Source organism: Devosia litorisediminis, from assembly GCF_018334155.1.
In the GTDB taxonomy this organism is placed as follows: domain Bacteria; phylum Pseudomonadota; class Alphaproteobacteria; order Rhizobiales; family Devosiaceae; genus Devosia; species Devosia litorisediminis.
Genome location: NZ_JAGXTP010000002.1, coordinates 21,342 through 45,156, shown reverse-complemented (window position 1 = coordinate 45,156; position 23,815 = coordinate 21,342). Strand labels below are relative to the sequence as shown.

At 62.1% G+C, this 23,815-nt stretch carries 31 protein-coding genes and 1 tRNA gene; 20 read left to right on the top strand and 12 right to left on the bottom strand.

Translation table 11 applies throughout. From position 1 onward, the window contains the following. The 3 genes from KD146_RS13020 to KD146_RS13010 all read right to left on the bottom strand — a co-directional run bounded on the left by KD146_RS13020 (position 1) and on the right by KD146_RS13010 (position 1,182). Positions 1-438: a GFA family protein gene (locus KD146_RS13020; protein WP_212659265.1), complete on the bottom strand. Its 438-nt coding sequence runs from the start codon at positions 436-438 to the stop codon at positions 1-3. 87 nt (positions 439-525) lie between these two features. Beyond that, complete coding sequence (locus tag KD146_RS13015) at positions 526-984, bottom strand: hypothetical protein (protein ID WP_212659264.1); 459 nt, start codon at positions 982-984, stop codon at positions 526-528. A gap of 51 nt (positions 985-1,035) precedes the next feature. Continuing rightward, entirely contained in the window at positions 1,036-1,182 is a 147-nt protein-coding gene (locus KD146_RS13010) for a hypothetical protein (protein ID WP_212659263.1), read from the bottom strand. 104 nt (positions 1,183-1,286) lie between these two features. On the opposite strand from KD146_RS13010, the gene KD146_RS13005 reads away from it, so the two are divergent. The 3 genes from KD146_RS13005 (at position 1,287) to KD146_RS12995 (ending at position 3,026) form a co-directional block, all read left to right on the top strand. Then, entirely contained in the window at positions 1,287-2,207 is a 921-nt protein-coding gene (locus KD146_RS13005) for a LysR substrate-binding domain-containing protein (protein ID WP_212659262.1), read from the top strand. After that, positions 2,197-2,487, top strand: a complete 291-nt coding sequence (locus tag KD146_RS13000) for a hypothetical protein (RefSeq protein ID WP_212659261.1) — start codon at positions 2,197-2,199, stop codon at positions 2,485-2,487. The genes KD146_RS13005 and KD146_RS13000 overlap by 11 nt, the downstream gene beginning before the upstream one ends. A 107-nt stretch (positions 2,488-2,594) precedes the next feature. Further along, positions 2,595-3,026 (top strand): hypothetical protein, encoded by a 432-nt coding sequence (locus tag KD146_RS12995; protein WP_212659260.1) that lies wholly within the window; start codon positions 2,595-2,597, stop codon positions 3,024-3,026. Positions 3,027-3,532: 506 nt separating this feature from the next. Here the strand turns inward: KD146_RS12995 and KD146_RS12990 are convergent. The 3 genes from KD146_RS12990 to KD146_RS12980 form a co-directional block, all read right to left on the bottom strand. Continuing rightward, a complete protein-coding gene (locus KD146_RS12990; RefSeq protein WP_212659259.1) occupies positions 3,533-3,898 on the bottom strand; it encodes a YciI family protein in 366 nt (121 codons plus the stop codon). Between the two features lie 306 nt (positions 3,899-4,204). Then, complete coding sequence (locus KD146_RS12985; RefSeq protein WP_212659258.1) at positions 4,205-5,086, bottom strand: alpha/beta hydrolase family protein; 882 nt, start codon at positions 5,084-5,086, stop codon at positions 4,205-4,207. 5 nt (positions 5,087-5,091) lie between these two features. Next, positions 5,092-6,129, bottom strand: coding sequence for an aldo/keto reductase (locus tag KD146_RS12980; RefSeq protein WP_212659257.1), 1,038 nt, complete (start codon positions 6,127-6,129; stop codon positions 5,092-5,094). Positions 6,130-6,211: 82 nt separating this feature from the next. On the opposite strand from KD146_RS12980, the gene trhO reads away from it, so the two are divergent. The 5 genes from trhO (at position 6,212) to KD146_RS12955 (ending at position 9,202) form a co-directional block, all read left to right on the top strand. Next, on the top strand, positions 6,212-7,252 hold the full coding sequence (gene trhO / locus KD146_RS12975; protein ID WP_212659256.1) for an oxygen-dependent tRNA uridine(34) hydroxylase TrhO: 1,041 nt from the start codon (positions 6,212-6,214) through the stop codon (positions 7,250-7,252). Further along, a complete protein-coding gene (gene tsaB / locus KD146_RS12970; RefSeq protein ID WP_212659255.1) occupies positions 7,249-7,863 on the top strand; it encodes a tRNA (adenosine(37)-N6)-threonylcarbamoyltransferase complex dimerization subunit type 1 TsaB in 615 nt (204 codons plus the stop codon). The genes trhO and tsaB overlap by 4 nt, the downstream gene beginning before the upstream one ends. Further along, positions 7,860-8,339, top strand: coding sequence for a ribosomal protein S18-alanine N-acetyltransferase (rimI, locus tag KD146_RS12965; protein ID WP_212659254.1), 480 nt, complete (start codon positions 7,860-7,862; stop codon positions 8,337-8,339). The genes tsaB and rimI overlap by 4 nt, the downstream gene beginning before the upstream one ends. Positions 8,340-8,429: 90 nt before the next feature. Beyond that, on the top strand, positions 8,430-8,819 hold the full coding sequence (locus KD146_RS12960; protein WP_427857112.1) for a Fur family transcriptional regulator: 390 nt from the start codon (positions 8,430-8,432) through the stop codon (positions 8,817-8,819). Between the two features lie 131 nt (positions 8,820-8,950). Beyond that, positions 8,951-9,202, top strand: a complete 252-nt coding sequence (locus KD146_RS12955) for a hypothetical protein (protein ID WP_212659252.1) — start codon at positions 8,951-8,953, stop codon at positions 9,200-9,202. On the opposite strand, the gene KD146_RS12950 is transcribed toward KD146_RS12955, so the two are convergent. Both KD146_RS12950 and pncB read right to left on the bottom strand, forming a co-directional pair. Then, positions 9,199-9,453, bottom strand: a complete 255-nt coding sequence (locus tag KD146_RS12950; protein ID WP_212659251.1) for a hypothetical protein — start codon at positions 9,451-9,453, stop codon at positions 9,199-9,201. The two genes, KD146_RS12955 and KD146_RS12950, sit on opposite strands and share 4 nt — an antisense overlap. A 117-nt stretch (positions 9,454-9,570) precedes the next feature. After that, complete coding sequence (gene pncB, locus KD146_RS12945; protein ID WP_212659250.1) at positions 9,571-10,881, bottom strand: nicotinate phosphoribosyltransferase; 1,311 nt, start codon at positions 10,879-10,881, stop codon at positions 9,571-9,573. A gap of 203 nt (positions 10,882-11,084) precedes the next feature. On the opposite strand from pncB, the gene KD146_RS12940 reads away from it, so the two are divergent. Continuing rightward, entirely contained in the window at positions 11,085-11,618 is a 534-nt protein-coding gene (locus KD146_RS12940; protein ID WP_212659249.1) for a hypothetical protein, read from the top strand. Position 11,619: 1 nt separating this feature from the next. Further along, on the top strand, positions 11,620-11,949 hold the full coding sequence (locus KD146_RS12935) for a hypothetical protein (protein ID WP_212659248.1): 330 nt from the start codon (positions 11,620-11,622) through the stop codon (positions 11,947-11,949). Positions 11,950-11,955: 6 nt separating this feature from the next. Here the strand turns inward: KD146_RS12935 and KD146_RS12930 are convergent, their stop codons facing one another. From KD146_RS12930 to KD146_RS12915, 4 genes are all read right to left on the bottom strand, one after another. Next, the gene (locus KD146_RS12930; protein WP_212659247.1) at positions 11,956-13,110 is read right to left on the bottom strand and encodes a winged helix-turn-helix domain-containing protein; all 1,155 of its coding nucleotides are present in this window, start codon (positions 13,108-13,110) and stop codon (positions 11,956-11,958) included. 119 nt (positions 13,111-13,229) lie between these two features. Continuing rightward, positions 13,230-13,826, bottom strand: a complete 597-nt coding sequence (locus KD146_RS12925; RefSeq protein ID WP_212659246.1) for a nitroreductase family protein — start codon at positions 13,824-13,826, stop codon at positions 13,230-13,232. A gap of 181 nt (positions 13,827-14,007) precedes the next feature. Continuing rightward, positions 14,008-14,083: transfer RNA gene (locus KD146_RS12920), tRNA-Ala, on the bottom strand. 140 nt (positions 14,084-14,223) lie between these two features. Then, positions 14,224-14,622 carry a TIGR02300 family protein gene (locus KD146_RS12915; RefSeq protein WP_212659245.1) on the bottom strand — a complete coding sequence of 133 codons (399 nt, stop codon included), beginning with the start codon at positions 14,620-14,622 and terminating at the stop codon, positions 14,224-14,226. A 167-nt stretch (positions 14,623-14,789) separates the two neighbouring features. Between KD146_RS12915 and KD146_RS12910 the strand changes: the two genes are divergently transcribed. From KD146_RS12910 to trpA, 10 genes are all read left to right on the top strand, one after another. Then, positions 14,790-16,139 carry a 3-phosphoshikimate 1-carboxyvinyltransferase gene (locus KD146_RS12910; RefSeq protein ID WP_212659244.1) on the top strand — a complete coding sequence of 450 codons (1,350 nt, stop codon included), beginning with the start codon at positions 14,790-14,792 and terminating at the stop codon, positions 16,137-16,139. A gap of 3 nt (positions 16,140-16,142) precedes the next feature. Beyond that, positions 16,143-16,781 carry a (d)CMP kinase gene (locus KD146_RS12905; protein WP_212659243.1) on the top strand — a complete coding sequence of 213 codons (639 nt, stop codon included), beginning with the start codon at positions 16,143-16,145 and terminating at the stop codon, positions 16,779-16,781. A gap of 184 nt (positions 16,782-16,965) precedes the next feature. Further along, positions 16,966-18,669: a 30S ribosomal protein S1 gene (gene rpsA, locus KD146_RS12900; protein WP_212659242.1), complete on the top strand. Its 1,704-nt coding sequence runs from the start codon at positions 16,966-16,968 to the stop codon at positions 18,667-18,669. Between the two features lie 68 nt (positions 18,670-18,737). Then, positions 18,738-19,250 (top strand): GNAT family N-acetyltransferase, encoded by a 513-nt coding sequence (locus tag KD146_RS12895; protein WP_212659241.1) that lies wholly within the window; start codon positions 18,738-18,740, stop codon positions 19,248-19,250. Positions 19,251-19,329: 79 nt separating this feature from the next. After that, the gene (sppA, locus tag KD146_RS12890) at positions 19,330-20,286 is read left to right on the top strand and encodes a signal peptide peptidase SppA (RefSeq protein ID WP_212659240.1); all 957 of its coding nucleotides are present in this window, start codon (positions 19,330-19,332) and stop codon (positions 20,284-20,286) included. Between the two features lie 36 nt (positions 20,287-20,322). Further along, entirely contained in the window at positions 20,323-20,604 is a 282-nt protein-coding gene (locus tag KD146_RS12885) for an integration host factor subunit beta (protein WP_146291309.1), read from the top strand. 32 nt (positions 20,605-20,636) lie between these two features. Next, positions 20,637-20,996: a LapA family protein gene (locus tag KD146_RS12880; RefSeq protein ID WP_212659239.1), complete on the top strand. Its 360-nt coding sequence runs from the start codon at positions 20,637-20,639 to the stop codon at positions 20,994-20,996. An 8-nt stretch (positions 20,997-21,004) separates the two neighbouring features. Next, positions 21,005-21,652: a phosphoribosylanthranilate isomerase gene (locus tag KD146_RS12875; protein WP_212659238.1), complete on the top strand. Its 648-nt coding sequence runs from the start codon at positions 21,005-21,007 to the stop codon at positions 21,650-21,652. A gap of 56 nt (positions 21,653-21,708) precedes the next feature. Further along, on the top strand, positions 21,709-22,926 hold the full coding sequence (trpB, locus tag KD146_RS12870) for a tryptophan synthase subunit beta (protein ID WP_212659237.1): 1,218 nt from the start codon (positions 21,709-21,711) through the stop codon (positions 22,924-22,926). After that, the gene (gene trpA, locus KD146_RS12865; protein ID WP_212659236.1) at positions 22,927-23,751 is read left to right on the top strand and encodes a tryptophan synthase subunit alpha; all 825 of its coding nucleotides are present in this window, start codon (positions 22,927-22,929) and stop codon (positions 23,749-23,751) included. Positions 23,752-23,815: the final 64 nt, after the last annotated feature.

The following is a 23,815-nucleotide window of genomic DNA, read 5'->3' as shown; positions in this document are numbered from 1 at the left end:
TCAGGCGCCGGGCAGGCCGTCAAATTGCGGCAGGTCATCGAGAATATCGTACCAGGGCGCCTTGGAGCCGACGCAGATATGCATTTGCGGGCGCATGGTGGGCGTGTCGTGCAGCGTGCCCATGGGGAGGTGGATGCGGTTATTGTCCGGCTCGGCAATCCACGAATAGAGCAGGCTGCCGCAGGCGACGCAGTGCACATCATGGGTGCTGTCGGGATCACCATCGATAAAGACGGCGTCGGCACCCTGGGTGAGGCGGAAATCCCGGGGCAGCAAGGCCGCTATGGCGCGAAAGGCGCTACCGCTGGCGGCGCGGCAGCGCGAACAGTGGCAATTGAGGGCGTAAAGAAAACTGTCGCGCGCCTGGTAGCGCACGGCGCCGCAGCGACAGCCGCCGTGCAGAAGCCTTGCCTGGGTATGTAGATCAGACTGCGCCATCGATGCCCCTTCCCTCAAAGTGGACGATAGGCAGAGCGCTGCGCGGCGGCAAGAGTTGGCATGCCCGCCGCGCCGCTGGGATGCTGCCTATTGGGCGGGCGCGGCGGCGGCCGAGGCCTGGGCATAGATAGCGGTAACCGCGTCAACGCTGGCGCGATCAGCGCTGCCTTCGGCGCAATCGGGATCGGTGGACTGCACTTCGGCCAGGACCTTGGCATAGGCTTCGCCCGCCTTGACGGCATCGAGCCCCACGCTGGCTTCAAGCCGGGTGCGATCGCCAGCCATGCCCGATTTGATATCATCGGGGATGGGCAGCGCGCAGATCTCGATCACGGCCAGGGTTGCGTAAAAGCCGGTGAGCAGATTGGTTTGTTTGGAAGCGTTGGGGAAAGTTGCAGCCGGATCGACCACGATCGTCTGAGCGGCAGGGGCGGCATCAGATGTGGTCGGCGCGGCAGCTTCAGGCACTGCCGGGGCGGCGTCCTGCGCAATGGCGGGTTGGAGGCCAAGGGCAAGGACGGTTAGCACGGCGAGAGTTTTATACATCGGGGCACCTCGGAGGAGTTATTGTCCCCCTTGAACGTCCCGAATGTGGCTTCAGAACGACGTATGGTCCGAACGTGGGTGATGAACGGGCAGATCCGCCCAATCGCGCAGCGACAGATTGTCCATATCCCGGTTGGACCGGGGTGTGGGGCTGGTGCGCGCGACGAGGCGGCGCACAAACTTGGATAGTGTAGACATTTTGTGACCTCCTTTGGGTCTTGCGTTGCTAATGATGCAGCATATGGGCCCTATGACGGCGCGTTACAATGGACAAGGTCGCAAGGCTGGTATAGAAAAACTATATGCAAAACCCCTTCCCCATCCCGCTTAACGCCTTGCGGGCTATCGAAATTGTGGCCCGCCGCGGGGCACTGGCGCCAGCGGCCGAGGAACTTGGGGTGACCATTGGGGCGGTGAGCCAGCATTTGCGCCGGGCCGAAGAACGTCTGGGCATGGAATTGTTCGAGCGCACGCCGAGCGGGCTGAAACCCCTGCCGCTGCTCAAGGCGGCGCTGCCGCAACTGACCGCAGGCTTTATCGAGCTGGCCGACGGGTTGGCGAGCCTGAAAGGAAGCGACGAAAGCGTGCTCAACCTGACAGTGGGGAGCGTGTTTGCCTCGCGCTGGCTGATCTGGCGGATCACCAAATTCAGCCAGACCCATCCCGATATCGAACTGCGACTGAATGTGACGAGCAATATGGTGGATCTGAGCCGACCTGATGTCGATTGCGGCATTCGCTTCGGGCATGGGCGCTGGCCGGGGGTGAGCGCCGAACTGGTGGGCGGTACCGCCTATCAGCCGGTGTGTGCGCCGCCGGTGGCCGAACGGCTGAGCGGGCTGGGTGATCTGGCGCGCGTGCCGGTCATTCAGGACCAGACGACGCAGCTGAGCTGGGACGCCTGGCGCAATGCCGTGGGGCTGGACCCCAAAATCAAATTGACCGGACCGACCTATTCGGACGCCTCGCTGGCGTTTGATGCGGCGATTTCCGAACAGGGTGTGCTGATGGCCGCGGATATGATGAGCGCCGATGCGGTGAGCGACGGGCGGCTGGTGCGCCCGTTCAACCAGACGGTGGAAGGCCCGCAAGGCTATTGGCTGGTGGTGGCCAAGGGACGACGCGAAAGCCGCAAGCTGCGCGCCCTGCGCAGCTGGCTGGCGACCGAAGTGCCGGCCAGCGTGAATGGCTATCTCAATCAGGGGGCTGCCCATGGCCGATAGTTACCGGGCCTGGCTGCGCGGCGTGATCAAATGGCAGGAGATTGCGGTGATCGATCTGCGCGACGATGACGGCACCGGCAAGAAGCTGCAAAGCTGCGGGCTGAAAACACTGGGCGAAATCGACAAGATGGAAGGCCCCAAACTGCTTGAGATCGAGGGCATGGGCATTGGCGTGATCAAGCGGGTGCGCGCCATCATCAAGCGCTGCAAGGCTACCGAGCGGCGGCGGCGGCCAACAAGTGTGAGCTATGTCAGGACGGAGCGGGAGTTTCCGGAGTAAGAGGGGACTGTGACCGACGCCTTTGGGGTGGTTTTCGGTCTGGCAGCTCTCCGGCATAATCATAGTCGAAGCAGCCACCCAACACTTCTTCCGGCAGGGCAATTCTGATGACTTTGGACGAACTTGCCATATCGCTGCCCAATGGTCTGCATGATGCTGAACTCCACAGATGCACGATCGATTATGCGGCCCGATCAGTGCAACTGGTCTTGAAGCTATGGGTGGGCCGTGCTGAGCAGATGGAGGTCTACCGTCCAGCCATTATCAATATCATCGGGATGCATTTTTGGATCGTTGAGTCGGCCGATCCTGAGTATCCGGGCGATGACGCGTGGTTGATCATCGACACAGGTGAGGTCTCCGCTTTGGAGAGGACGCCCGCAATTCACTTACCTGACGTTCCGCAAACGTCATTCGTGAACTGGATTTACGTCCGGCAATGGAATGCGTTCATCTATGTGGCGGCCGAGACCGCCGACCATCGCTGGACAGGGCCTGAAGAGGATCACGCCCAGACCATCGACCGCACATCCGACTAACAACCGCTTTTCGTCTCATGGCGACCATCGCCGAACGACCGGAATGGGGTCGATTGCTGCTGGTGCTAACTTGCCCGAACGCCCCACCTGGCGGCTGTGGCTCAATCTCAGGATGGATCCGGCCTGCGCCGGGACGACAGCGTCGATAGGACGGGAGGTTAGCGGCATGCAGAGCCGGTGATGGCTGATCACCCCCTCCCGGCTTGCCATTCGCGTGCAGCTTTCATGGCCTTCTCGCCTGAAATCGCTCCACTGGAGCTGTAACACCCCCCTCCCGGCTTTCCCCCATCAAGGGGGAGGGGGCGTTGTGGGTTTGGCGGGTTTTGTGCCGCAGTCTTCCAGTCGTCACAATTCGGCTTGACCCGAGGAGGTTGAACTCAACTCGGTTTCAGCAAGTACAGAGCCCTCGGGTCAGGCCCGAGGGTGACGCGCTGTGGTTGGGGAGATGGTCCAAGCCCGCCTGCGCGCTAGAGATGCCGGGCCGGCGACGAAACGGTGGGTCGCGCTTAGTAGTTGGCGCCGCCGGCAATTTCGCGCAGCTCCAGCACAATGTCGGTCAGGCCGTGATCGAGATGCAACTGCAGGAACGTTTTGGCCAGTGTCGTGGCTCCGGCCATGTCGGCGGCTTCGAAAACTGCATAGCCGCCAATGACCTCCTTGGCTTCGGCGAACGGGCCGTCGGTGACGGCGATCTCGCCCGTATGACCCTTTAGACGTCTGCCCTGATCTGCGGGCGTAAGGCCGCCAGTGGAGACCAGGGCGCCGCTGGCGAGGTTCTGCTCCATCCATGGGCCCATGGCGTCCATCAGTGACTGCGGAACGTCTTCGGGCTTGAGGTCGGTGGGCGGGATGATGCTCAAAAAGTAACGCATGCAAAATTCTCCATTTGGCGGGATGAAACAAGGTCTCGCACCCCCACGACGATCAAGTCTGCGCCAATTCGACAAGGCATGCGGATATTTCTGGCAAGGCCCTCTCGGCAGAGGCAGGTCGCCCGACCTAGCCTCCCCCTGAAGGGGGAGGAACAGCGCGGTGGATGGGGCGGGATCCAAGCGGCGCGGCGGCGCTGGCGAATGCGGGTGGAGCCCCATACGATCTAACCTGAAGCGGCACAGGCATCTCAGGATGCCCCCGGGTCAAGCCCGGGGTAACACCGTGTTTGGGGGCATCGCCTGGCGCTAGAGGTGATTTGCGAAGAAGGCCAGCATGGCGGCGCGGGAGGTTTGGGTTTCGCGGTGGCCGATGCCGGGTTCGCTGATCAGCTGCAGATTGTCGGGGGCGGCGGCATAGGCGGGTTCGAGGTCGGCCCAGGCGCGGGCGACAGCCAGCGGCGGCGTGAGGTGATCGGCCTGCCCGATGCAGACCAGTTGTGGGCGCGGGGCGATCAGCGCGGCGATGGGGCCGGCGTCGGTTTGCGCCAGCAGGCCGGGGACCATCATATAGATGCCGTGGCCATCATGGGCGCCCAGTTCGATCATGGTGCGCTGATCGGCAAAGCAGCACAGATGGGCCACTGCCTTGAGGCGGGTGTCCATGGCGGCGAGCCAATAGCTCAGGGTTGAGCCCATGGAGATGCCGAAGGCGCCGATGCGGTCAGGGTCAACGTCAGTGCGGCCCGCGAGATAGGTCAGCGCGGCGGCGTGGTCGCTCAGCATTTGGCCGAACAGGGATTTACCCATCCAGAGCAGTGCCTTGGCGGCAGCGGATTCGCTGACATCAGAGCGCTCGCCAAAGACGGGCATGTCGATGGCCAGGGTGACATAGCCGGCGCGGGCAAAGACCGGGCCGAGGGGATCGACCAGATAGTCGCGGCCGTCGAGCAGTTCGGCGGCACCGATGGCGTAGCCACCGCCATGGGAGTGGCCATAGAGAATGGCCGGCAGGCGGCCAGCGGGATTGAGCGGCCGGGTCAGCAGGCCGCGCACCTTGGTGTCGCCGAGGCGCAGCACCAGGGTTTCAACGGCGTAATCGGCATGGGTGGTGGTGGCGGCGGAGACAAGCTCCACCGCCGGTTCATCCAGACCGATCAACTCGATCAGGCGGGTCCTGCTGACAGCCATGGGGTTTAGCGCAGCCAGCCGGAGGGACGGGGATGGAGTTCCATCTGGCCGTCCTTGGTGGCGTCGTCGATGGCGGCGATTTCGTCAGCCGACAGGCTCAGATTGTTGAGCACGCCCAGATTGTCCTTGAGCTGATCGAGATTGCGCACACCGATCAGGGCCGAGGTCATTTCGGGGCGGCGCAGCACCCAGGAGAGCGCCAGCTGCACCATGGTCTGGCCACGGGATTTGGCGATCTCGCCGAGCTTGTCGACAGCGGCCAGAACGCGCGGTTCGATATGGCTGGCGCGCAGGCTGCCATTGGGGTTTTCGCCACGGGTGCCGGACTTGTCGCCCTTATTGTACTTGCCCGAGAGCACGCCCTGCGCCAGCGGCGAGAAGGCGATGATGCCAATGCCCAGATCACCACAGGCGTCGATGGTGCGATCGTTTTCGATCCAGCGATTGATCATGGAATAGGAAGGCTGGTGGATGGTGGTGGCCACGCCCATTTCCTTGAGGATGCGATAGGCTTCGCGGGTCTCGGCTTCGGGATAGCTCGAAATGCCGACATAGAGTGCCTTGCCGGAACGGACGGCATGGGCCAGCGCGCCCATGGTCTCTTCGAGCGGGGTGTTGGGATCGTAGCGGTGCGAATAGAAGATATCGACGTAATCGAGACCCATGCGCTTGAGCGACTGATCCAGGCTGGCCAGCAGGTATTTGCGACTGCCGAATTCGCCATAGGGGCCAGGCCACATGCCGTAGCCGGCCTTGGTGGAGACAATCATCTCATCGCGATAGGGACGGAAATCGCGGGCCATGACCTGACCGAACAGCTCTTCGGAGGAGCCGGGAGGGGGGCCGTAATTATTGGCGAGATCGAAATGGGTGACGCCCGCATCAAAGGCGTGACCGAGGATTTCCATGGCAGAGGGGTAGTCGCGGGTGCCACCGAAATTCTGCCACAGGCCCAGGCTGATCACCGGCAGCTGCAGGCCCGAGCGGCCCGAGTGGCGGTATTGCATGGTGTCATAGCGTGCCGTATCGGCCCGATAGGTCATGGTAAGCTCCGTGTCATGTTCTGATTTGGCCGCGCGCGCGGGCAATGGTATGAGCGGGCAAAGCAACCCGCCGAAAAGTCATATGACCTCTAATCTGCCCCAAGACGATCTGCCATACAAGGTGATGGCGATCTATAAATTTGCCGATCTGCCCGACGTCGAAGCCATCCAGCCGGCGCTGGCGCAATTGTGTGCCGGTGGCGAGATCAAGGGAACGCTGATCCTGGCGCCCGAGGGAATCAATGGCACGGTGGCGGGCACGCCGGCGGCAATCGATGCGCTGGCCGAATGGCTGTTTGAAACCGGCGCGTTCGGGGACCGGCTGGCGGGCGCCGAAGTGAAATATTCGGCCGCCAGCGAGATGCCGTTCTTGCGCATGAAAGTGCGGCTGAAGCCCGAAATCGTGACACTGCGGGCGCCCGAGGCCAATCCGGCCAAGACGGTGGGTACCTATGTCGAGCCCGCAGACTGGAACGGGCTGATCGAGCGCAATGATGTGGTGCTGGTCGATACGCGCAATGATTATGAGGTGGGGCTGGGCACGTTCAGCCGGGCGCTGGACCCCAAGACCCAGACCTTTACCGAGTTCAAGGACTATGTCGAAACCCATCTGGACCCGGCCCGGGACAAGAAGGTGGCGATGTTCTGCACCGGGGGCATCCGCTGCGAAAAGGCATCGAGCTATCTGCTGAGCCGCGGCTTTGAAGAGGTGTTTCACCTCAAGGGCGGGATTTTGAAATATCTCGAAGTGGTACCCGAGGCCGAGAGCCGGTTTGCCGGCGAGTGCTTCGTGTTCGACGAGCGGGTGGCGGTGGGCCATGGGCTGGTCGAGGGCGATGCGACGCTATGCCGGGCCTGCCGGCATCCGCTGACCGCGGCCGACCGGGCCGACCCGGCCTATCATGAAGGGGTCAGCTGCCCCTATTGCGAGCATGACGAGGCCAAGCACGCGGCGGCGCAGGAGCGGCAAAAGCAGATGGAACTGGCCGAAAAGCGCGGCGGGGCTCATCTGGGTGACGGCGCGGCGGTGGCCGCGGCCGATGCACGGGCGCGCAAGCGGGCCGAAGCTGAAGCGTCGCGGGCCCGCAATGCAGCAGCGGCGGCCAAGGCGGCGAAACGATGAGCCCGACGCATGGTATCGTGCTGGCCATTGATACGGCAGCACCGCGGCTGCAGCTGGCGCTGTTGCTGGCCGATGGATCGGTGGATGTGTCGGTCGATGAAATGGCGACCGGACAGGCCGAGGCGATCTTTGGCCGCGTTGCCCAATTGCTGGGCCGCAACGGGGTGGGCTATGCCGATCTGAGCCGGGTAGTGACCACGACCGGACCGGGCTCGTTTACCGGGCTGCGGATCGGGCTGAGCGCGGCGCGGGGGATCGGGCTGGCCCGCACTATTCCGGTGATTGGGGTGCCGAGCCTGTTGGCGCTGTCGCTAAGCGTGGCAGGGCCATCGACAGTGCTGCTCGATGCGCGGCGCGGTGAGGCGTATTTTCAGATTTTTGCCGGGGCGGGCGTGGCGCTGACGCCGCCCGATCTGGTGGCCATGGTGCTGGCGCAGGCGGCCATTCCGCCCGATACCACGCTGATCAGTTCGCCGTTTGTCGATATCGGCTTGCTGGCGCAATATGGAGCGCAGGCTGACCCGGCGACCCATATGCCCGAGGCCAGCTATGTGCGCGATGCCGATGCCAAGCCGCAGACAGCGGGGCGTGTGGAAAGGCTGAATGTGTGATCAAGCTGTGGATGGCCCCTGCCGGGCTGCATATCGAACCAGGACAGACCAAGGATGCCGATGAATTGGCGCGCATCCACGCCAAGGGCTTTTATCGCGGCTGGCCCAGTGCCGAGTTTGCCAGCTTCCTGAGCGAGCGCGATACCCCGGTTTATGTGGTGTGTGACGCCAAGCGGCGGATTGCCGGGTTTGCGCTGGTGCGGATTGCCGCAGACGAAGCCGAATTGCTGACCATAGCGGTGGACCCCAAATGGCGCGGCAAGGGGCTGGGGCTGGCCCTGATGAAGGCGGCGTTCGCCGACCTGCTGATGAGCCCGGCCAAGCGGATGTTCCTTGAAGTCAGCGAAGAGAACACGGCCGCGATCAAGCTCTATGAGCGGCTGGGATTTGCCAGGATCTCGAGCCGCAAGGGCTATTACCCCAAGCCCGACGGATCAGCGGCCACCGCGCTTGTCATGGCCACCGATCTTGGGTAACCCGGAGACATGACAAACCCGGTTGGGAGCCATGGCGTGAGCAAAACCCAGACCGACCCAACGCTGGAAGAAGCCTGCGTTGCCAAAGGCATGCGCATGACGGACCAGCGTCGCGTGATTGCCCGGGTGATCGAATCCGCCGATGATCACCCTGATGTGGAAGAGCTGTATCGCCGGGCCTCGGCGATCGACGACAGGATTTCGCTCTCGACTGTTTACCGCACGGTGAACCTGTTCGAAGAGGCCGGGCTGGTCACCAAGCATGATTTCAAGGATGGGCGGGCACGGTTCGAGCTGATCCCGGACGAGCACCACGACCATCTTATCGATATCCGCAGCGGCACGGTGATCGAGTTTCGCAATGAGGAAATCGAGGCGATCCAGGAAGTGATTGCCAAGCGGCTGGGCTACCGGCTGGTGGACCACCGGCTCGAGCTCTATGCGGTGCCGGTCGATAGTTCAGGAAAGACAAAGGGCTAGCGGCCATCGGGCCGCAGCGCCCGGCGCACCGGCCATTCGATACAATTTTACATGGTAATGCTAACGGCGGGTTCCGCTTGGGCGTTAAGGATTGATTAGCTATGACTGCCCCGAAGTTGATGGAGGCAGATATGGCTTGGCAAATTCTGGCAATGTGGGCCGTTGTGATGGCGACGATCGTCTGGTTCGTGCGCGATGAGCGCCGACTGCTCGCCAATGCCGCCATGGCGCAGGCCGCATATTATTATTCGCGCGCACCGCAATACCGCTATCAGTCGAGCGAGCCCGAGACTCCCCCGGCGCCACCCAAGCCCGTCAGCCGCACGGGCGGGCTGACCCCGACACAGCGCGAGTTTCTGCAGGCGTTCGCCCAGACCTACTAGGCTGGGGGCCCGACACTGGCCTTCATGCGTTTGACGATCTGCGCAGCCTTGAGCATGAGCGCCATATCGACATCGTCTGGAGCGGTCTGCTCGGCGACGTCGGCCCATACCGATATCGAAAGCTCATGAATATGCTCGCGACCGTCCAGTTCCTCCTTGAGGACGGCGCGCACATGGCCGGTTACACGACCGGCGAGCCGTGGGTGGGACTGCTTGTCCTTAACGGCGATATCAATGAGTTCTAAAGTCATACAGGCCCCGAGGGACCTCCCCGGCACTGCTGTGCGTGGATAATCCCGAGCTCACAACGCATGGAGCCGCATAAAGTTCTGCAGCGGCGGTGCTTTATTGGAGAAGACGCGCCTAGATCACACCTTGACCGCGTGTTCAACCCGACCGGCGCCACCAAATAGGCGCAGGTAGCGCTCGATTTCCTCAGGCGTCCCGGTGGCCTTGGCGGGATTGTCGGAGAGTTTTACCGCAGGGCGGCCATTGGCCTGGCTGACCTTGGCGACGATGGAAATCGGTTCCAGACCGGGATTGGGACCATCGGGTTCGCAGCCCGCGAAGTCATTGGTGAGGTTGGTGCCCCAGCCAAAGGCCATGCGCACCTTGCCGTCGAAATGCAGATAGGCCTCCTCGATCATGTCGACGTCGAGCCCATCGGAAAAGATCAGCAATTTGTCGCGCGGGTCGCGGCCGCGGCTCTTCCACCACTCGATAATGCGCTCGCCACCGGCAATGGCGGGGGCGCTGTCGGGGCGGAAGCCGGTCCAGTCGGCGACCCAGTCCGGCGCGTCCCTGAGAAAGGAATCGGTGCCGAAGGCATCAGGAAGCACGATCTTGAGATTGCCGCCATAATAGCTCTCCCAATCCTGCAGTACCTGATAGGGCGAGGCCATCAGCGCCTTGTCGTCGGGCGCAAGCGCGGCCAGCACCATGGGCAGCTCATGGGCATTGGTGCCAAGCGCTTCGAGATCGGTATCCATGGCCAGCTTGACGTTGGAGGTACCGGTGAAATTGTCGCCAATGCCTTCCTTGAGCGCATCGACGCACCAACGCTGCCAGAGGAAAGAATGGCGCCGGCGGGTGCCGAAATCGGAGATGCGCAGGTCAGGGAGCTTTTGCAGGCGCTCGACCTTTTCCCACATCTTTGCCTTAGCCCGGGCGTAGAGCACGTCGAGCGTGAAGGGGCCATAATGCTTGAGCGCGGCGCGGCTGCGCAGCTCGTTGATGATGGCTAGAGCGGGGATTTCCCACATCGAGGTCTCGACCCACAGGCCGGGAAATTCGAGCACGAACTGGCCATCGCGGCGCTCCAGGCTGTATTCGGGCAGGCGAAAATCCTCGAGCCATTTGAGAAAGGCCGGGGTGAAGATCTGCTTGGAGCCGTAAAAGCTGTTACCGGCCAGCCAGATCATTTCCTTTTTGGTGAAGCGCAGCTCACGCACGTGATCGAGCTGGGCGCGCAATTCATCGATGTCGATTTCATCGGCCAGGCGCACTGATCTGGTGCGGTTGATCAACGAGAAGGTCGCGTTGACCTGGGGGTAGAGACCCCAGATCATCTGCAGCATGAGCAGCTTGTAAAAATCGGTATCAAGCAGGCTGCGCACGATCGGATCGAGCTTCCAGGTGTGGTTGTACACCCGGCGGGCCATATCTGTGTAAGTCGCCATTCTCGTTCCCCGTTGCGGCGAAGCTTGTAGCGCGCAGGGCAAACGATGGAAAGGCGGATGGGTCGGTTATGGTACGGCGCATCGCCCACGCCCCCTATGCAATCCTACGATCAGTATGTCCGCGAATAGCAGCCAGCGGCGTTTTTGCCTCTACTGATCAAACCACCTGCACCGTTTGAACGCCTTCAAAACTGGTAGGTATCATGATCCGGGCTGCCCTTATCCTTGTCGTCGCGCTGGCGCTGTCGGCGTGTTCCGTTTTCCAGATCGGGGAGCGCTACGACAAGTCGATCGATGATGATCTGAACACGTTTCAGACCGAAACCGTCAGCTTCATCACCACTATGCGCATCAATGCCGGCCTGTCGGCAGGTGCCTACACTTCCGACACTGCCAAGGCGTTCTACCCTAAAGCGACGGCGAGACTGGCCAATATGATGCTGCGGGCCAGTCTGCTGAGCAGCAGGCAATGCCCGATAAGCAGGACTGCGCCGCTACCCCCGATCGTGTCGGACGCCGAAGCTGCCGCAATCATCGGCGCACCGATCACTGAAGATGAAGTGCGGGGAAATTGCGTTGTGGTGATGCTGGACGCCGTGCAGGCGGCCTTCGTGCGGGTCGAGGCCAGGCACAAGAGCCAAGGACAGATTGGCGAAACGGCGGCGAAACTTGGAACAACTGCGATCAACAACTCGGTGCTCATCGCACTGGGAGGGATCAGGTCAAAGGACTACTGATATGCCAAGCTCTGAAGAAATTTTTGCGGACATGATTGCCAGCGCACGTCAGGCTGCCGGCGACTTCTGGGCTGATGTCCGGGCGTCCACTATAAGCGCCTGCAGATCGATGGCAGAGCAACTGGCACTGATTGCCAAGGGCTTTGCACTGGGAGAGTTCACCGAGCAGGACGTAAAGGCCGACATCGAGGCGGTGCGCAAGCAACTGATCGCTTCTTTGGCAGCGACGATCATGAAGATTGAAGGCCTGGCCGCCAGAATCATCAATAGTGCACTGACCGCGGTACGCGATGCGATCAACAATGCCCTGGGTTTCGAGCTGATTGCCTGAACAGGCTCAGGCACCGAGCTGGAAGCGCTCGAAACGGGACAGGGCCGCCTCGATGGCGGCGCGTCCCTGAGCGCCGGTATCGACCAGATTGACCCAGTTCTGCACCAGCAACTTGCCGGCTGCGCGGTCGGTCTTGAGATCAAGCGCGGCCACGATGGTGTCGCCCATCAGCACAGGCAGGGCGAAATAGCCCAGCTTGCGTCTGGCGGCAGGCAGATAGGCCTCGAACAGGTGGTCATAGTCAAAGAACAGCTTGAGCCGCTTGCGCTGGATGATCAGGGGATCAAAAGGCGACAGGATATGGACCAGATCCGGCGGTTCGCCAGCGGGCATTTCAAGCGTCGCCGGTTCGGCCCAGTGGATGAGCTTGTCATTGTCGCCAATGGTCAATGGTACCAGCCGTTTGCGGCGAACGCGGCTGTCGATCAATTCGCGTATCGCGGCCTTGGCCGGCGCATTGAGATGGCAGATGGAGTCAAGGCTGACAATGGCCTGGCTGCGCAGGGCGCGATCGAGCAGATAGGCGGTAATCTGGCGCGACGTGGCGGGTCTGGGCGCAGCTGACCAGTCAAAATGGCGGGCCATCAGGTCATAGGTCTTGAGCATGCCCTGACGCGCCGAGACGGTGACGTGGCCCTGATAGAACAGCGCTTCGAGTACGCGCTTTGAGGGTTTGCGGCTGGCCCAGAGATGGGTTTTGTCGACCCGTTCGTCATCAGCGAAATCGCGCATGGAGAGCGGACCATCGCGGCGCAGGCGCGCCAGCATGGCTTTTGATTCCGCAGGGGTGATCGAACCGAACCAACGGCTGAGACCGGTGCGCTGGGCTTTCATGGCGGGCAGAAAATACGGCAGATCGGCGCTGGGCACGTAGCTGAGCGCATGGGTCCAGTATTCAAACACCGACTTGTCGATTGACTGGACGTGGCCGAGATCGCTGCGCTGATAATCGGGGATGCGCGCTGCCAGAATGTGATGATGGCAGCGTTCGATGACATTGATGGTGTCGATCTGCACATAGCCCAGATGGGCAATCGCTGCGCGCGTGGCCTCGGGCCCGGCACCAAAGGGCGCCGGGTTATCAAGGCGTTGGGCGGCAATCCAGAGATGGCGCGCGCGCACGGGATCGAGAACGATGGGGGCTTTGGCCAAGACGCGCATCCGATTCTGGTGGATGGCGAGCATGGGCGGCGCGCGGCGGTATGGTCAATGCATCGCGTGGCCATGACAAAGGGGGCAGAGCCAGCCGGCCCTGCCCCTTGATTGTGATCGGAAGGCTATCAGGCCGAGAAGCGGCCTTCGGAAATGACCGAGGCGAGCGGCTTGCGTGGGCTTGGCGCCTCGCGGGCCTGCAGCGCTTCAGGCAGGCTGGCGACATCGCCCTGGCGACCCAGCGCCACGCCAATCTCGATGCGCCAATCCTGGGGCAGGTCCAGCTCTGCCGAGGCGCGCTCGAAATCAACGCCGCCCATGCCATGGGCATGCCAGCCCAGCTTGGTGGCCTGCAGCGCCAGAAGGCTCCAGGCAGCGCCGGCGTCGAAGGCGTGCCAGCGATTGGGGGTGGCTTCGGTGGCGCCGGGGGCGGTGCCAACGGTGCGCGAGGCAATAAAGACCAGCGCGGCAGCGTGCTGTGCCCAGCCCTGATTGAACGGGGCCAGCAGATCGAGCAGGCGCTTGAAGTGCTCGGAATCGCGGCGGGCATAGACGAAGTGCCAGGGCTGGCCATTAAAGGCGGACGGGGCCCAGCGGGCAGCCTCAAGAATGGTCAGCAGATCATTCTGGGGAATCGCCTCATCAGAGAAGGCGCGGGGCGACCAGCGCGCCAGCATGTCGGGATCGATGCGGTGTTCAGTGCTGCGCGGGGAATGGGCAGTCATGGCGGGAATTCCGATACTCATAGTGCGATTTGAAGCGCTCAAATAGGCATCGGGGTAGGCCAGGACAATTTGCCCATAGCTGACTGCACTGTTCATCAAAGCGCACGCAATACGCGTAAACGCGCATGGCTTTTGCCCCACGCGGGCAGCGGCAGCAGGCTGGATGATGTGGAGAAGGAAATGGTGGAGCCTAGCGGGATCGAACCGCTGACCTCTTGCATGCCATGCAAGCGCTCTCCCAGCTGAGCTAAGGCCCCATTCCATGGGTCTTCGAAGGATATTTCCCGTCCGAAGCGAGGCGGAACCTATTGGATGATCCCGGCCCTTGCAAGTGCCTAAATGACACTTTTTTATTCGACCGGCTGAACGGCTCAGCCGGTCGAAAAATCACGTAAAATCAGGTCTCTTCGTCGTCGTTGACGTCAAAGCCGATATCGTCGTCATCATCTTCATCGTCTTCGAGGAAGGTGTCGGCATCGTCTTCGCCGAGTTCTTCGTCGACTTCGACGTCATCGGTATCTGGAATATCCTCGTCGCCGGATTCCTCGGCATCAGCCTCTTCGAGCGAGACGATGACGGGTGCAGCGACGTCCTCGACCTCATCCTCTTCTTCTTCAGCCACAACGGGCTTGGCCTTGACCGGTGCCGCCTTGGCGGTCACGGGTGCCTGCTCGAAGAAGGAGCGCGGGTAGCTCTTGCCCGTATAGGGCGAAACGATCGGATCGAGATTGAGATCGTAGAATTTCTTGCCCGTTTCAGGGTCGGTCCGCTTGGTGCCGCGGTCGGAACTGGCCATCGATGTTCCTCGTGGATGGGGTTTGTGGGCGTTTATTTGCCCCGGGTTTGGTCAGTCCGGTTATGGGCAAAGCAGGCCCCTGTCAAACCGAAAATGTGGAGAGCAGCTTCCAAGGCCTATGGGGTGATGGCAATACCACATATGACCGTGTTAAGTCCGGAGCGCCCATGACCGATGCAAACACCACGCCCGCCACGCTCACCGTACAAGGTGCCGACCCGCTCAGCGGACGGTTTGCGACGCCCGGCGATATCGCCATTTCACAGCGCGCCCTGCTACTGGCCGCGTTGACGGTCGGGGTCAGCTCGATCAGTGGATTGCGGGCCTCAAGTGCGGTGCTGGCCTGTGTGGCGGCGTTGCGGCAGATGGGCGTCACCATCGAGCAGAATGGCGATGACTGGCGCGTCCACGGGCTGGGGGTTGCAGGCCTGCTGGAGCCCGAAGACGCCCTTGCGGCGGGGCAATCGGCCCATAGCGCCGCCCTGCTGATGGGCTTGATGGCCCCCTATGGCTTTACCACCCAGTTCGGCAAGGTTCCCACGCTACGCGGCGATGCAATGGCTACACTCAACGACAGCCTGAGCGCGATCGGCGCCAGCGTCGAGCGGCGCTCGGACGGGCGGATGAGCCTGCGCGGCGCCTGCCTGCCACTGCCGGTGCGGCAACGGTTTGAGACCCCCGCCCCAACCGCCAAGACCGCGCTGCTGCTGGCAGGGCTGCAGATGGCGGGCGCGCACGAAATTTATGAGAGCGTGGCCACACAGGACCACACCGAAAAACTTATGGCCGCCTTTGGCGCCGACATCACCACAACCCCCGATGAAGGCCATGGTGACGGGGTGACGATTCGGTTTGTCGGTCTGCCGGAGCTCAAACCTCAGGTACTCAGCGTGCCGGGCGACCCGTCTGCGGCGGCCTTTGGCGTGGTGGCGGCGCTGATCGTCAAAGGCTCCGACCTGGTTATCGAAAACGTGCTGATCAATCCGCTGCGCACCGGGCTGATCGATACGCTGCTCGAGATGGGCGGCGATATCCAGTTCATCAATCAGCGCGAGATTGCGGGCGAGCATATCGCCGATCTGCGCGTGCGCTCGAGCTGGCTCAAGGGGGTGCGGGTGGACCCGCGCCATGCCGGCGCCATGCTCGATGATATTGCGCCCCTGGCGATTGCCGCGGCCTATGCGCAGGGCGAGACGGTGATCGAAGGCCTGCAGGATCTCAGCGGTCCCGATGATGACCGACTGGCGGCCATTGCAGCCGGTTTGAGCGCCAACAAGGTGGGCGTGACCCGCAATGCGGACAGCCTGATCATTGCCGGCGAAGGCAAGGTGGGTGGCGGTGGCCGTGTGCGCAGTGGCGGCGATGCCGCGATCGCCATGAGCTTTGCGGTGCTGGGGCTGGCAAGCCGACACCGGGTAAGCATTGAAGATGCCGAAGCGATCACCGCCAGCTTCCCCGATTTCGTGGCTACCATGACACAAGTGGGCGGGCACTTTCCGCCAAGCAAGGGACGCTAAAGCATGATCATTGCCGTGGATGGACCGGCCGCATCGGGCAAGGGCACGCTGGCCGCGGGACTGGCACAACATTATCGATTGCCGTGCCTGGACACCGGATTGCTGTATCGCGCTGTCGGCCGCGCGGTCAGCGGGCTTGAGGATGCGCCGGACTTCGAAGCGCGCGCCATCGCCGCGGCGCAGAACCTGAAGCAGGATGATATCGACCCCGAAGCGTTGGTTTCGGCGGGGGTTGGCGTGCTGGCCAGCAAGGTGGCGGTGATTGCCGGGGTGCGTCAGGCGCTGTTTGATTATCAGCGCGACTTTGCGGCGCAGCCGGGTGGCGCGGTGCTTGATGGTCGCGATATTGGCACGGTGATCGCCCCGCATGCCGATGTGAAGCTGTTTATCCGCACCGACAGCAAGGTGCGCATGGAGCGCCGGGCGCGCCAGCTTGAAAAGCGCGGCGAGGCGGTTGATCGCTATGCGCTCTATCACCAGATTGAAGAACGCGACGCGCGCGACATGGCCAATCCGAACGGCGGATTTTACAAAGCCGAGGACGCGCACTTGCTCGATACGACGCTTCTCGATATAGAGGCGTCACTCCGCGCAGCCATCGCGATTGTCGATGGGACCATGGCGCGCAAGGCAGGGCTGTAAGGCTCAAATCCAACCTTGTGCGTTCGGCCCCGGCAATCAGCCTCAGCGATGCCAAGCGGACTTATACCCAATCCATCGCCGTTTTCGAACGGAGCCCGTGTGCCGGCTGCTGACAAGATCAGCGGGCGGGTCCCGTTTCTGGCGATGCTCAACCCCCAACCACCGGTGCAAACGGAGAAGATATTTGGCACAGCAAACTGTGACGAAAGAAGATTTTGAATCGCTGTTGATGGACTCGTTCGTTGATAACGAGCCGCTTGAAGGCGCCGTTGTCAAAGGCACCGTCGTTGCGATCGAAAAAGACCTGGCGATCATCGACGTCGGTCTGAAGACCGAAGGTCGTATTCCGCTCAAGGAATTTGGTGCTGCTGGCCGTGATGGCCTGATCGTTGTTGGCTCGATCGTCGAGGTCTATGTTGACCGCGTCGAAAACGCCGCTGGCGAAGCCGTTCTGAGCCGTGAAAAGGCCCGTCGTGAAGAGAGCTGGGTCAAGCTCGAAGTCATGTACACCAACAATGAGCGCGTTGAAGGCACCATCTTCAACCAGGTCAAGGGCGGTTTCACCGTCGACCTCGAAGGCGCCGTTGCGTTCCTGCCCCGTTCGCAGGTCGATATTCGCCCCATCCGCGATATCGCTCCCCTGATGAACGTGCCACAGCCATTCCAGATCCTGAAGATGGACAAGCGTCGCGGCAATATCGTCGTGTCGCGTCGTGCCATCCTCGAAGAGTCGCGCGCCGAACAGCGTTCGGAAATCGTGCAGCAGCTCGAAGAGGGCCAGGTTGTCGACGGCGTGGTCAAGAACATCACCGATTACGGTGCGTTTGTTGATCTGGGCGGCATTGACGGCCTGCTCCATGTCACCGACATCGCATGGCGTCGTGTGAACCACCCATCGGAAGTGCTCACGATCGGCGAGACCATCAAGGTCCAGATCGTTCGCATCAACCACGAGAGCCATCGTATCTCGCTGGGCATGAAGCAGCTTCAGGCTGATCCATGGGAAGGCATCGAAGCCAAGTACCCAATCGAGGCCAAGTTCACCGGTCGCGTCACCAACATCACCGACTACGGTGCCTTTGTTGAGCTGGAGCCAGGCATTGAAGGCCTGATCCACGTGTCCGAAATGAGCTGGACCAAGAAGAACGTGCACCCCGGCAAGATCGTTTCGACCTCTCAGGAAGTCGAAGTTGTCGTGCTCGAGGTCGATCCGGACAAGCGCCGCATCTCGCTGGGTCTCAAGCAGACCCTGGCCAATCCTTGGGAAAGCTTCGCCGAGAAGTTCCCCGTGGGTGCTGTCATCGAAGGCGAAGTCAAGAACAAGACCGAATTCGGCCTGTTCATTGGCCTCGACGGCGATGTCGACGGCATGGTCCACCTGTCCGATCTCGATTGGCAGAAGTCGGGCGAAATCGCTCTGGAAGACTACAACCGCGGTGACATGGTTTCGGCCAAGGTCCTCGATGTTGACGTCGAAAAGGAACGCATCTCGCTGGGCATCAAGCAGCTGTCGACCGGCGAAGTCGCCGACACTGCTGGCACCGAAGGCGGCATCCGCAAGGGTTCGATCGTCACCGGTACCGTGACCGAGGTCAACGATGGCGGCATCGAAGTCCGTCTCGCCGACAGCGAAATGACTGCGTTCATCCGCCGTGCCGACCTCAGCCGCGATCGCAACGATCAGCGTCCTGAGCGTTTCAGCAAGGGCGAAAAGGTTGATGCGCGCATCACCCAGTACGATCGCAAGACCCAGCGCATCCAGCTCTCGATCAAGGCGCTCGAAATCGCCGAAGAAAAAGAAGCTGTTGCCAATTACGGTTCGTCCGCTTCGGGCGCATCGCTGGGCGACATCTTGGGCGCTGCCCTCAAGGATCGCGAAAAAGAGTAGGTTTTCTAACCTGCAAAACGATAGGCCCGCGCTTCACAGCGCGGGCCTTTTGCTTTCTAAAGGCGATCATGAGCAACACGATCCACTGGCGGCCTTTGACCCCCCCTGATCTACCGGCGGTTGAGGCCATCGCCGAGATCGTGCATCCCGATTTTCCCGAGGATGGCGCGGTGTTTGCGGAGCGCCAGAAACTGTATGGCGAGGGCACGCGACTGCTCGAGCTGGACGGCGTGCCATCGGGCTATGTGCTCAGCCATCCCTGGCGTTTCAAGGAACTGCCCGCGCTCAACGCGCTGCTGGGCGCCGTGCCGGACGACGCCGACACCTATTACATTCATGATCTGGCGCTGCTCAACAAGGCACGCGGCACGGGCGCAGCAGCAATGATCGTGGGCGAAATCCAGCGCCATGCGCGCGGTCGTGGCTTTGCCCATATGAGCCTGGTGGCGGTCAATGGCTCGCTGCCGTTCTGGCACAAGCATGGCTTTCGCGCGCTCAGCCCCAGCGTGCTGGCACCCGAACTGATCGCCAAGCTGGCCAGCTATGAGGCCACGGCGCGCTTCATGGTCAAAAGCTTCTGAGCCGATCTGGGGCAGCCCTTGTGACTTGCCAAATCCGGCCATGCGCCGTACCGCACGGTGACGCTATCGTGAGGCCCCGATGACCGAGAATTTCCAATCGCCGCCCGTTTCCGATCCGCATGAGCAGATTGCCGCCGAGACGTTTCGCAAATCGCGCGGGATCTGGCGGGCGCTGGCGTTCATCGCGCTGGCCATCATCGTCATTGTGGGCGTGGGGCGTTTTGCCCTGCCCAATGGGGCCAAGGGCGATTACGTGGCGCGGCTGGTGGTGGATGGCACGATTGCCACGGATCCGGGCCGCCTGGCTGCCATCAACGCCCTGGCCAAGGATGATGCGGTCAAGGCGGTGATCATTGCGATCAACTCGCCGGGCGGCACCACGGCGGGTGGCGAAGAACTCTATGAGGCGCTGGGGCATTTGCGCGCCGAAAAACCGACCGTGGCAGTGATCAAGGAGCTGGGCGCATCGGCGGCCTATATGACCGCCATTGGTACCGACCGGATCTTTGCGCGACGGCTATCGATCGTGGGCTCGATCGGTGTGCTGTATCAGCACGTCAATGCGGGCAAGCTGCTGGACACCATTGGCGTGGATCTCGACAAGGTTGCCTCGGGGCCGCTCAAGGCCGAGCCCGACATCAATGAGCCGCTGGCAGGGGCGCCGCGGGCCTCGATTGCCGCCCTGGTCGATGACAGCTTTCAATGGTTTGTCGATATCGTAGCGGAACGACGTGGCCTGAGCCGCCCGCAGACTCTGGCGCTGGCCGATGGCCGCATCCTGACCGGCCGGGTGGCGCTGACCGACGGGTTGATCGACGAAATCGGCGGTGAGCTGGAAGCCAGGGCCTGGCTGGAACGCGAGCACGATGTCGCAGCCGATACCGACATCCACACCGTGTGGCCCCAGCCAGAACAGGGCTTTGACCTGCTCGGAACGCTGCTGGGCGGACAGGCGCGCGCCATGCTCGGATTGCCGCAAGGCCCCATCACGCTTGACGGGCTGGTTTCGCTTTGGCAGGTTGGAAGCGCCTCCTGACGCAAAGAGGCGGCTGCCTGCCAATTGGAGCATCGGATGATCAAGTCGGAACTCGTCGAGAAGCTCGCCGCTGAAAATCCGCATCTGTTTCAGCGCGATATCGAGAACATCGTCAATGCGATCCTGGATGAGATCGGCGACGCGATGGCGCGCGGTGATCGCGTCGAGTTGCGCGGCTTCGGTGCCTTTTCGGTGAAAAACCGTCCCGCACGTATCGGCCGGAACCCGCGCACGGGTGAGCAGGTTGATGTGGGCGAGAAATACGTGCCGCAGTTCAAGGCCGGCAAAGAAATTCGCGAGCGGCTCAACCGTTCGTAAACGGGGCCTGGGCCCCATAGGCGCTAAACGTAATGGTCAACAAAATCGTCGGTTGGTTGGTGCTGGTTCCCTTGTGCCTGGGGCTTGTCGTCTTTGCCCTGGCGAACCGCCACTTCGTGACCATCAATTTCAATCCCTTCGCACCCGGTGACGCCAATGCGGCGCCTGGCTATGGCGTGCCGATGTTCGTGGTGCTCTATGTGGTACTGCTGATCGGCGTGCTGGCCGGCGGCATTGCCACCTGGTTTGCGCAAGGCCATCATCGTCGCGGTGAAAAGCACTGGCGGCGCGAGGCACAAAGCCTTACTGGCGAGCTGGAAAAACTGCGCAAGACCCAGCGCAGCCCCTCGACCAACAGTAACGACGTCGACGATCTTCTGGAGCTGCGCTGAGCACCCCTATGGCCGACCCCCTCATCATCAAGATTTGCGGCATCAAGACCACTGAAATTCTGGAAACGGCGATTGAAGCCGGAGCCGACATGGTGGGCTTTGTTCACTTCACGCGCTCGCCGCGCCATGCCAGCGTCGACGCCATTGCCGATCTGATCTCGCAGGCGCGCGGCCGGGTCGAAACCTGCGTGTTGCTGGTCAATCCCGACAATAGCTCGGTGGCGGAATTTGCCGCGCTGGGGCCTGACTGGATCCAGTTGCACGGGCCGGAATCGGCGCATCGCGTGGAAGCCATCCGCGCCGAAGCGGGCGTCGAGATCATGAAGGCGCTGCCGATCGGCTCGGCCGAGGATGTCGGCCATGTTGCCGATTTTGTCGACATTGCCGACCGCATCCTGCTTGATGCCAAGCCACCCAAGGGCGCCGACCGCCCCGGCGGGCTGGGCGACACCTTTGACTGGGCGCTGCTCAAGGCGCTTGACCCATCCATCCCCTTCATGCTTTCCGGTGGCCTGACACCAGAGACAGTCGCGGAAGCCATCAAGACCGTACGCCCGTTCGGGGTGGATGTGTCTTCGGGAGTGGAGAGCGCGCCAGGGGTCAAAGACAAGGCGCTGATCGAGGCATTCATCCGAAACGCCCGCGCCGCCGTATAAGCCAAGCCCTTCGGTCACCCGGCCGGACCGGGCTGACAATCGAAGGAAATGCTGCAGTGGACACCGACGGCCTGAATTCCTTGCGCAACGGTCCTGACGAGAATGGCCGGTTCGGCATTTTTGGCGGCCGGTTTGTTGCCGAAACGCTGATGCCGCTGATCCTGGATCTTGAAGCCCATTACCGGGCGGCCCAGAAGGACCCCGCGTTCAAGGCCGAACTGGGTGGTCTGTCGACCCATTATGCGGGCCGGCCGAGCCCGCTCTATTTCGCCGAACGGCTGACCCAGCATCTGGGCGGCGCCAAGGTTTGGTTCAAGCGCGAAGAACTCAACCATACCGGCAGCCACAAGATCAATAATTGCCTGGGGCAGATCCTGCTGGCCAAGCGCATGGGCAAGACGCGGGTGATCGCCGAAACCGGCGCGGGCCAGCATGGCGTGGCAACCGCGACGGTGTGCGCCAAGTTCGACCTGCCCTGTACCATCTTCATGGGCGCCACCGACGTTGAACGGCAGATGCCCAATGTGCTGCGCATGAAAATGCTGGGCGCTGAAGTGCGCGCCGTGACGGCCGGCGCCGGTACGCTCAAAGACGCGATGAACGAAGCGCTGCGCGACTGGGTGACCAATGTCGAGAGCACCTATTACCTGATCGGCACGGCAGCGGGTCCGCACCCCTATCCGGAAATGGTGCGCGATTTCCAGAGCGTGATCGGCACCGAAATCAAGGAACAGTTCGCCAGCAGCGAAGGCGGTCTGCCTGATGCGGTGGTGGCCTGTGTGGGCGGCGGCAGCAATGCCATCGGCACCTTCCATGCGTTTTTGGATGACCCCGAGGTCAAGCTGTATGGCGCCGAAGCGGGCGGGCATGGCATCGACACCGAAAACGGCCACGCCGCCTCGATGACCGGCGGAACGCCCGGCGTGCTGCATGGCAATCGCACCTATCTGCTGCAGGACGCTGACGGGCAGATTCTCGAGGGCCACTCGATTTCGGCCGGGCTGGATTATCCCGGTGTTGGCCCCGAGCATTCGTTCCTGCATGACACTAAGCGCGTCACCTATGCGCCCATCACCGATGATGAGGCGCTGGCCGCGTTCCAGTTGTGCACCAAGCTTGAAGGCATCATCCCGGCGCTCGAAAGCGCGCATGGGCTGGCCCAACTGATGAAGGTCGCGCCCACCATGGGCAAGGATCAGTCAATCGTGCTGTGCCTGTCTGGCCGCGGCGACAAGGACGTGGAGAGCGTCGGCAAATATCTGGGGCTGCTCTAAATGACCACACGTATCGATACGCGTTTTGCTGCGCTCAAGACCGAAGGGCGCCCGGCGCTGGTGACCTTCGTGATGGCGGGCGATCCTGATCTGGCGACCGGCCAGGCCATTCTTGAAGCCCTGCCGCGGGCAGGCGCCGACATTATCGAGCTGGGTATGCCGTTCTCGGACCCGATGGCGGATGGCGTGGCCATTCAGCTGGGCGGGCAGCGGGCGCTGGCAGCGGGGCAGACCCTGCGCGGCGTGCTGGGCATGGTCGAGGATTTCCGCCGCAAGGATGAGACCACGCCGATCGTGCTGATGGGCTATTACAACCCGATCTATATCTTTGGCGTCGACAAATTTGTGGCCGCGGCCAAAGAAGCGGGCGTGGACGGGCTGATCATTGTCGATCTGCCGCCCGAGGAAGATGACGAACTGTGCCTGCCAGCGATGGCGGCAGGGCTCAATTTCATTCGCCTGACCACGCCAACCACCGATGACAAGCGGCTACCCGCTGTGCTGAAGAATTCGTCGGGCTTTGTCTATTATGTGTCGATGACCGGGGTGACCGGGGCGGCGATCAAGTCGCGCGGCGCGGTGGGCGATGCGGTGGACCGTATCAAGAGCCACACCGATCTGCCCGTGGCAGTGGGTTTTGGCATCAAGACCGCCGAAGACGCCGCCGATATCGGCAAGCATGCTGATGGCATTGTGGTGGGTTCGGTGCTGGTGGATGCGGTGGCGCAATCGCTGGTGGACGGCAAGGCGAGCGATACAACGGTCAGCGCGGTGCGCGATCTGGTGGCCGATCTGGCCGGTGGCGTGAAACGCGCCCGGAGATAGAGCTATCCACAGGGGTATCTGCGCCTTTGCCCTTGCCCCCCGCCCCTGATAAGAATTGCCATAA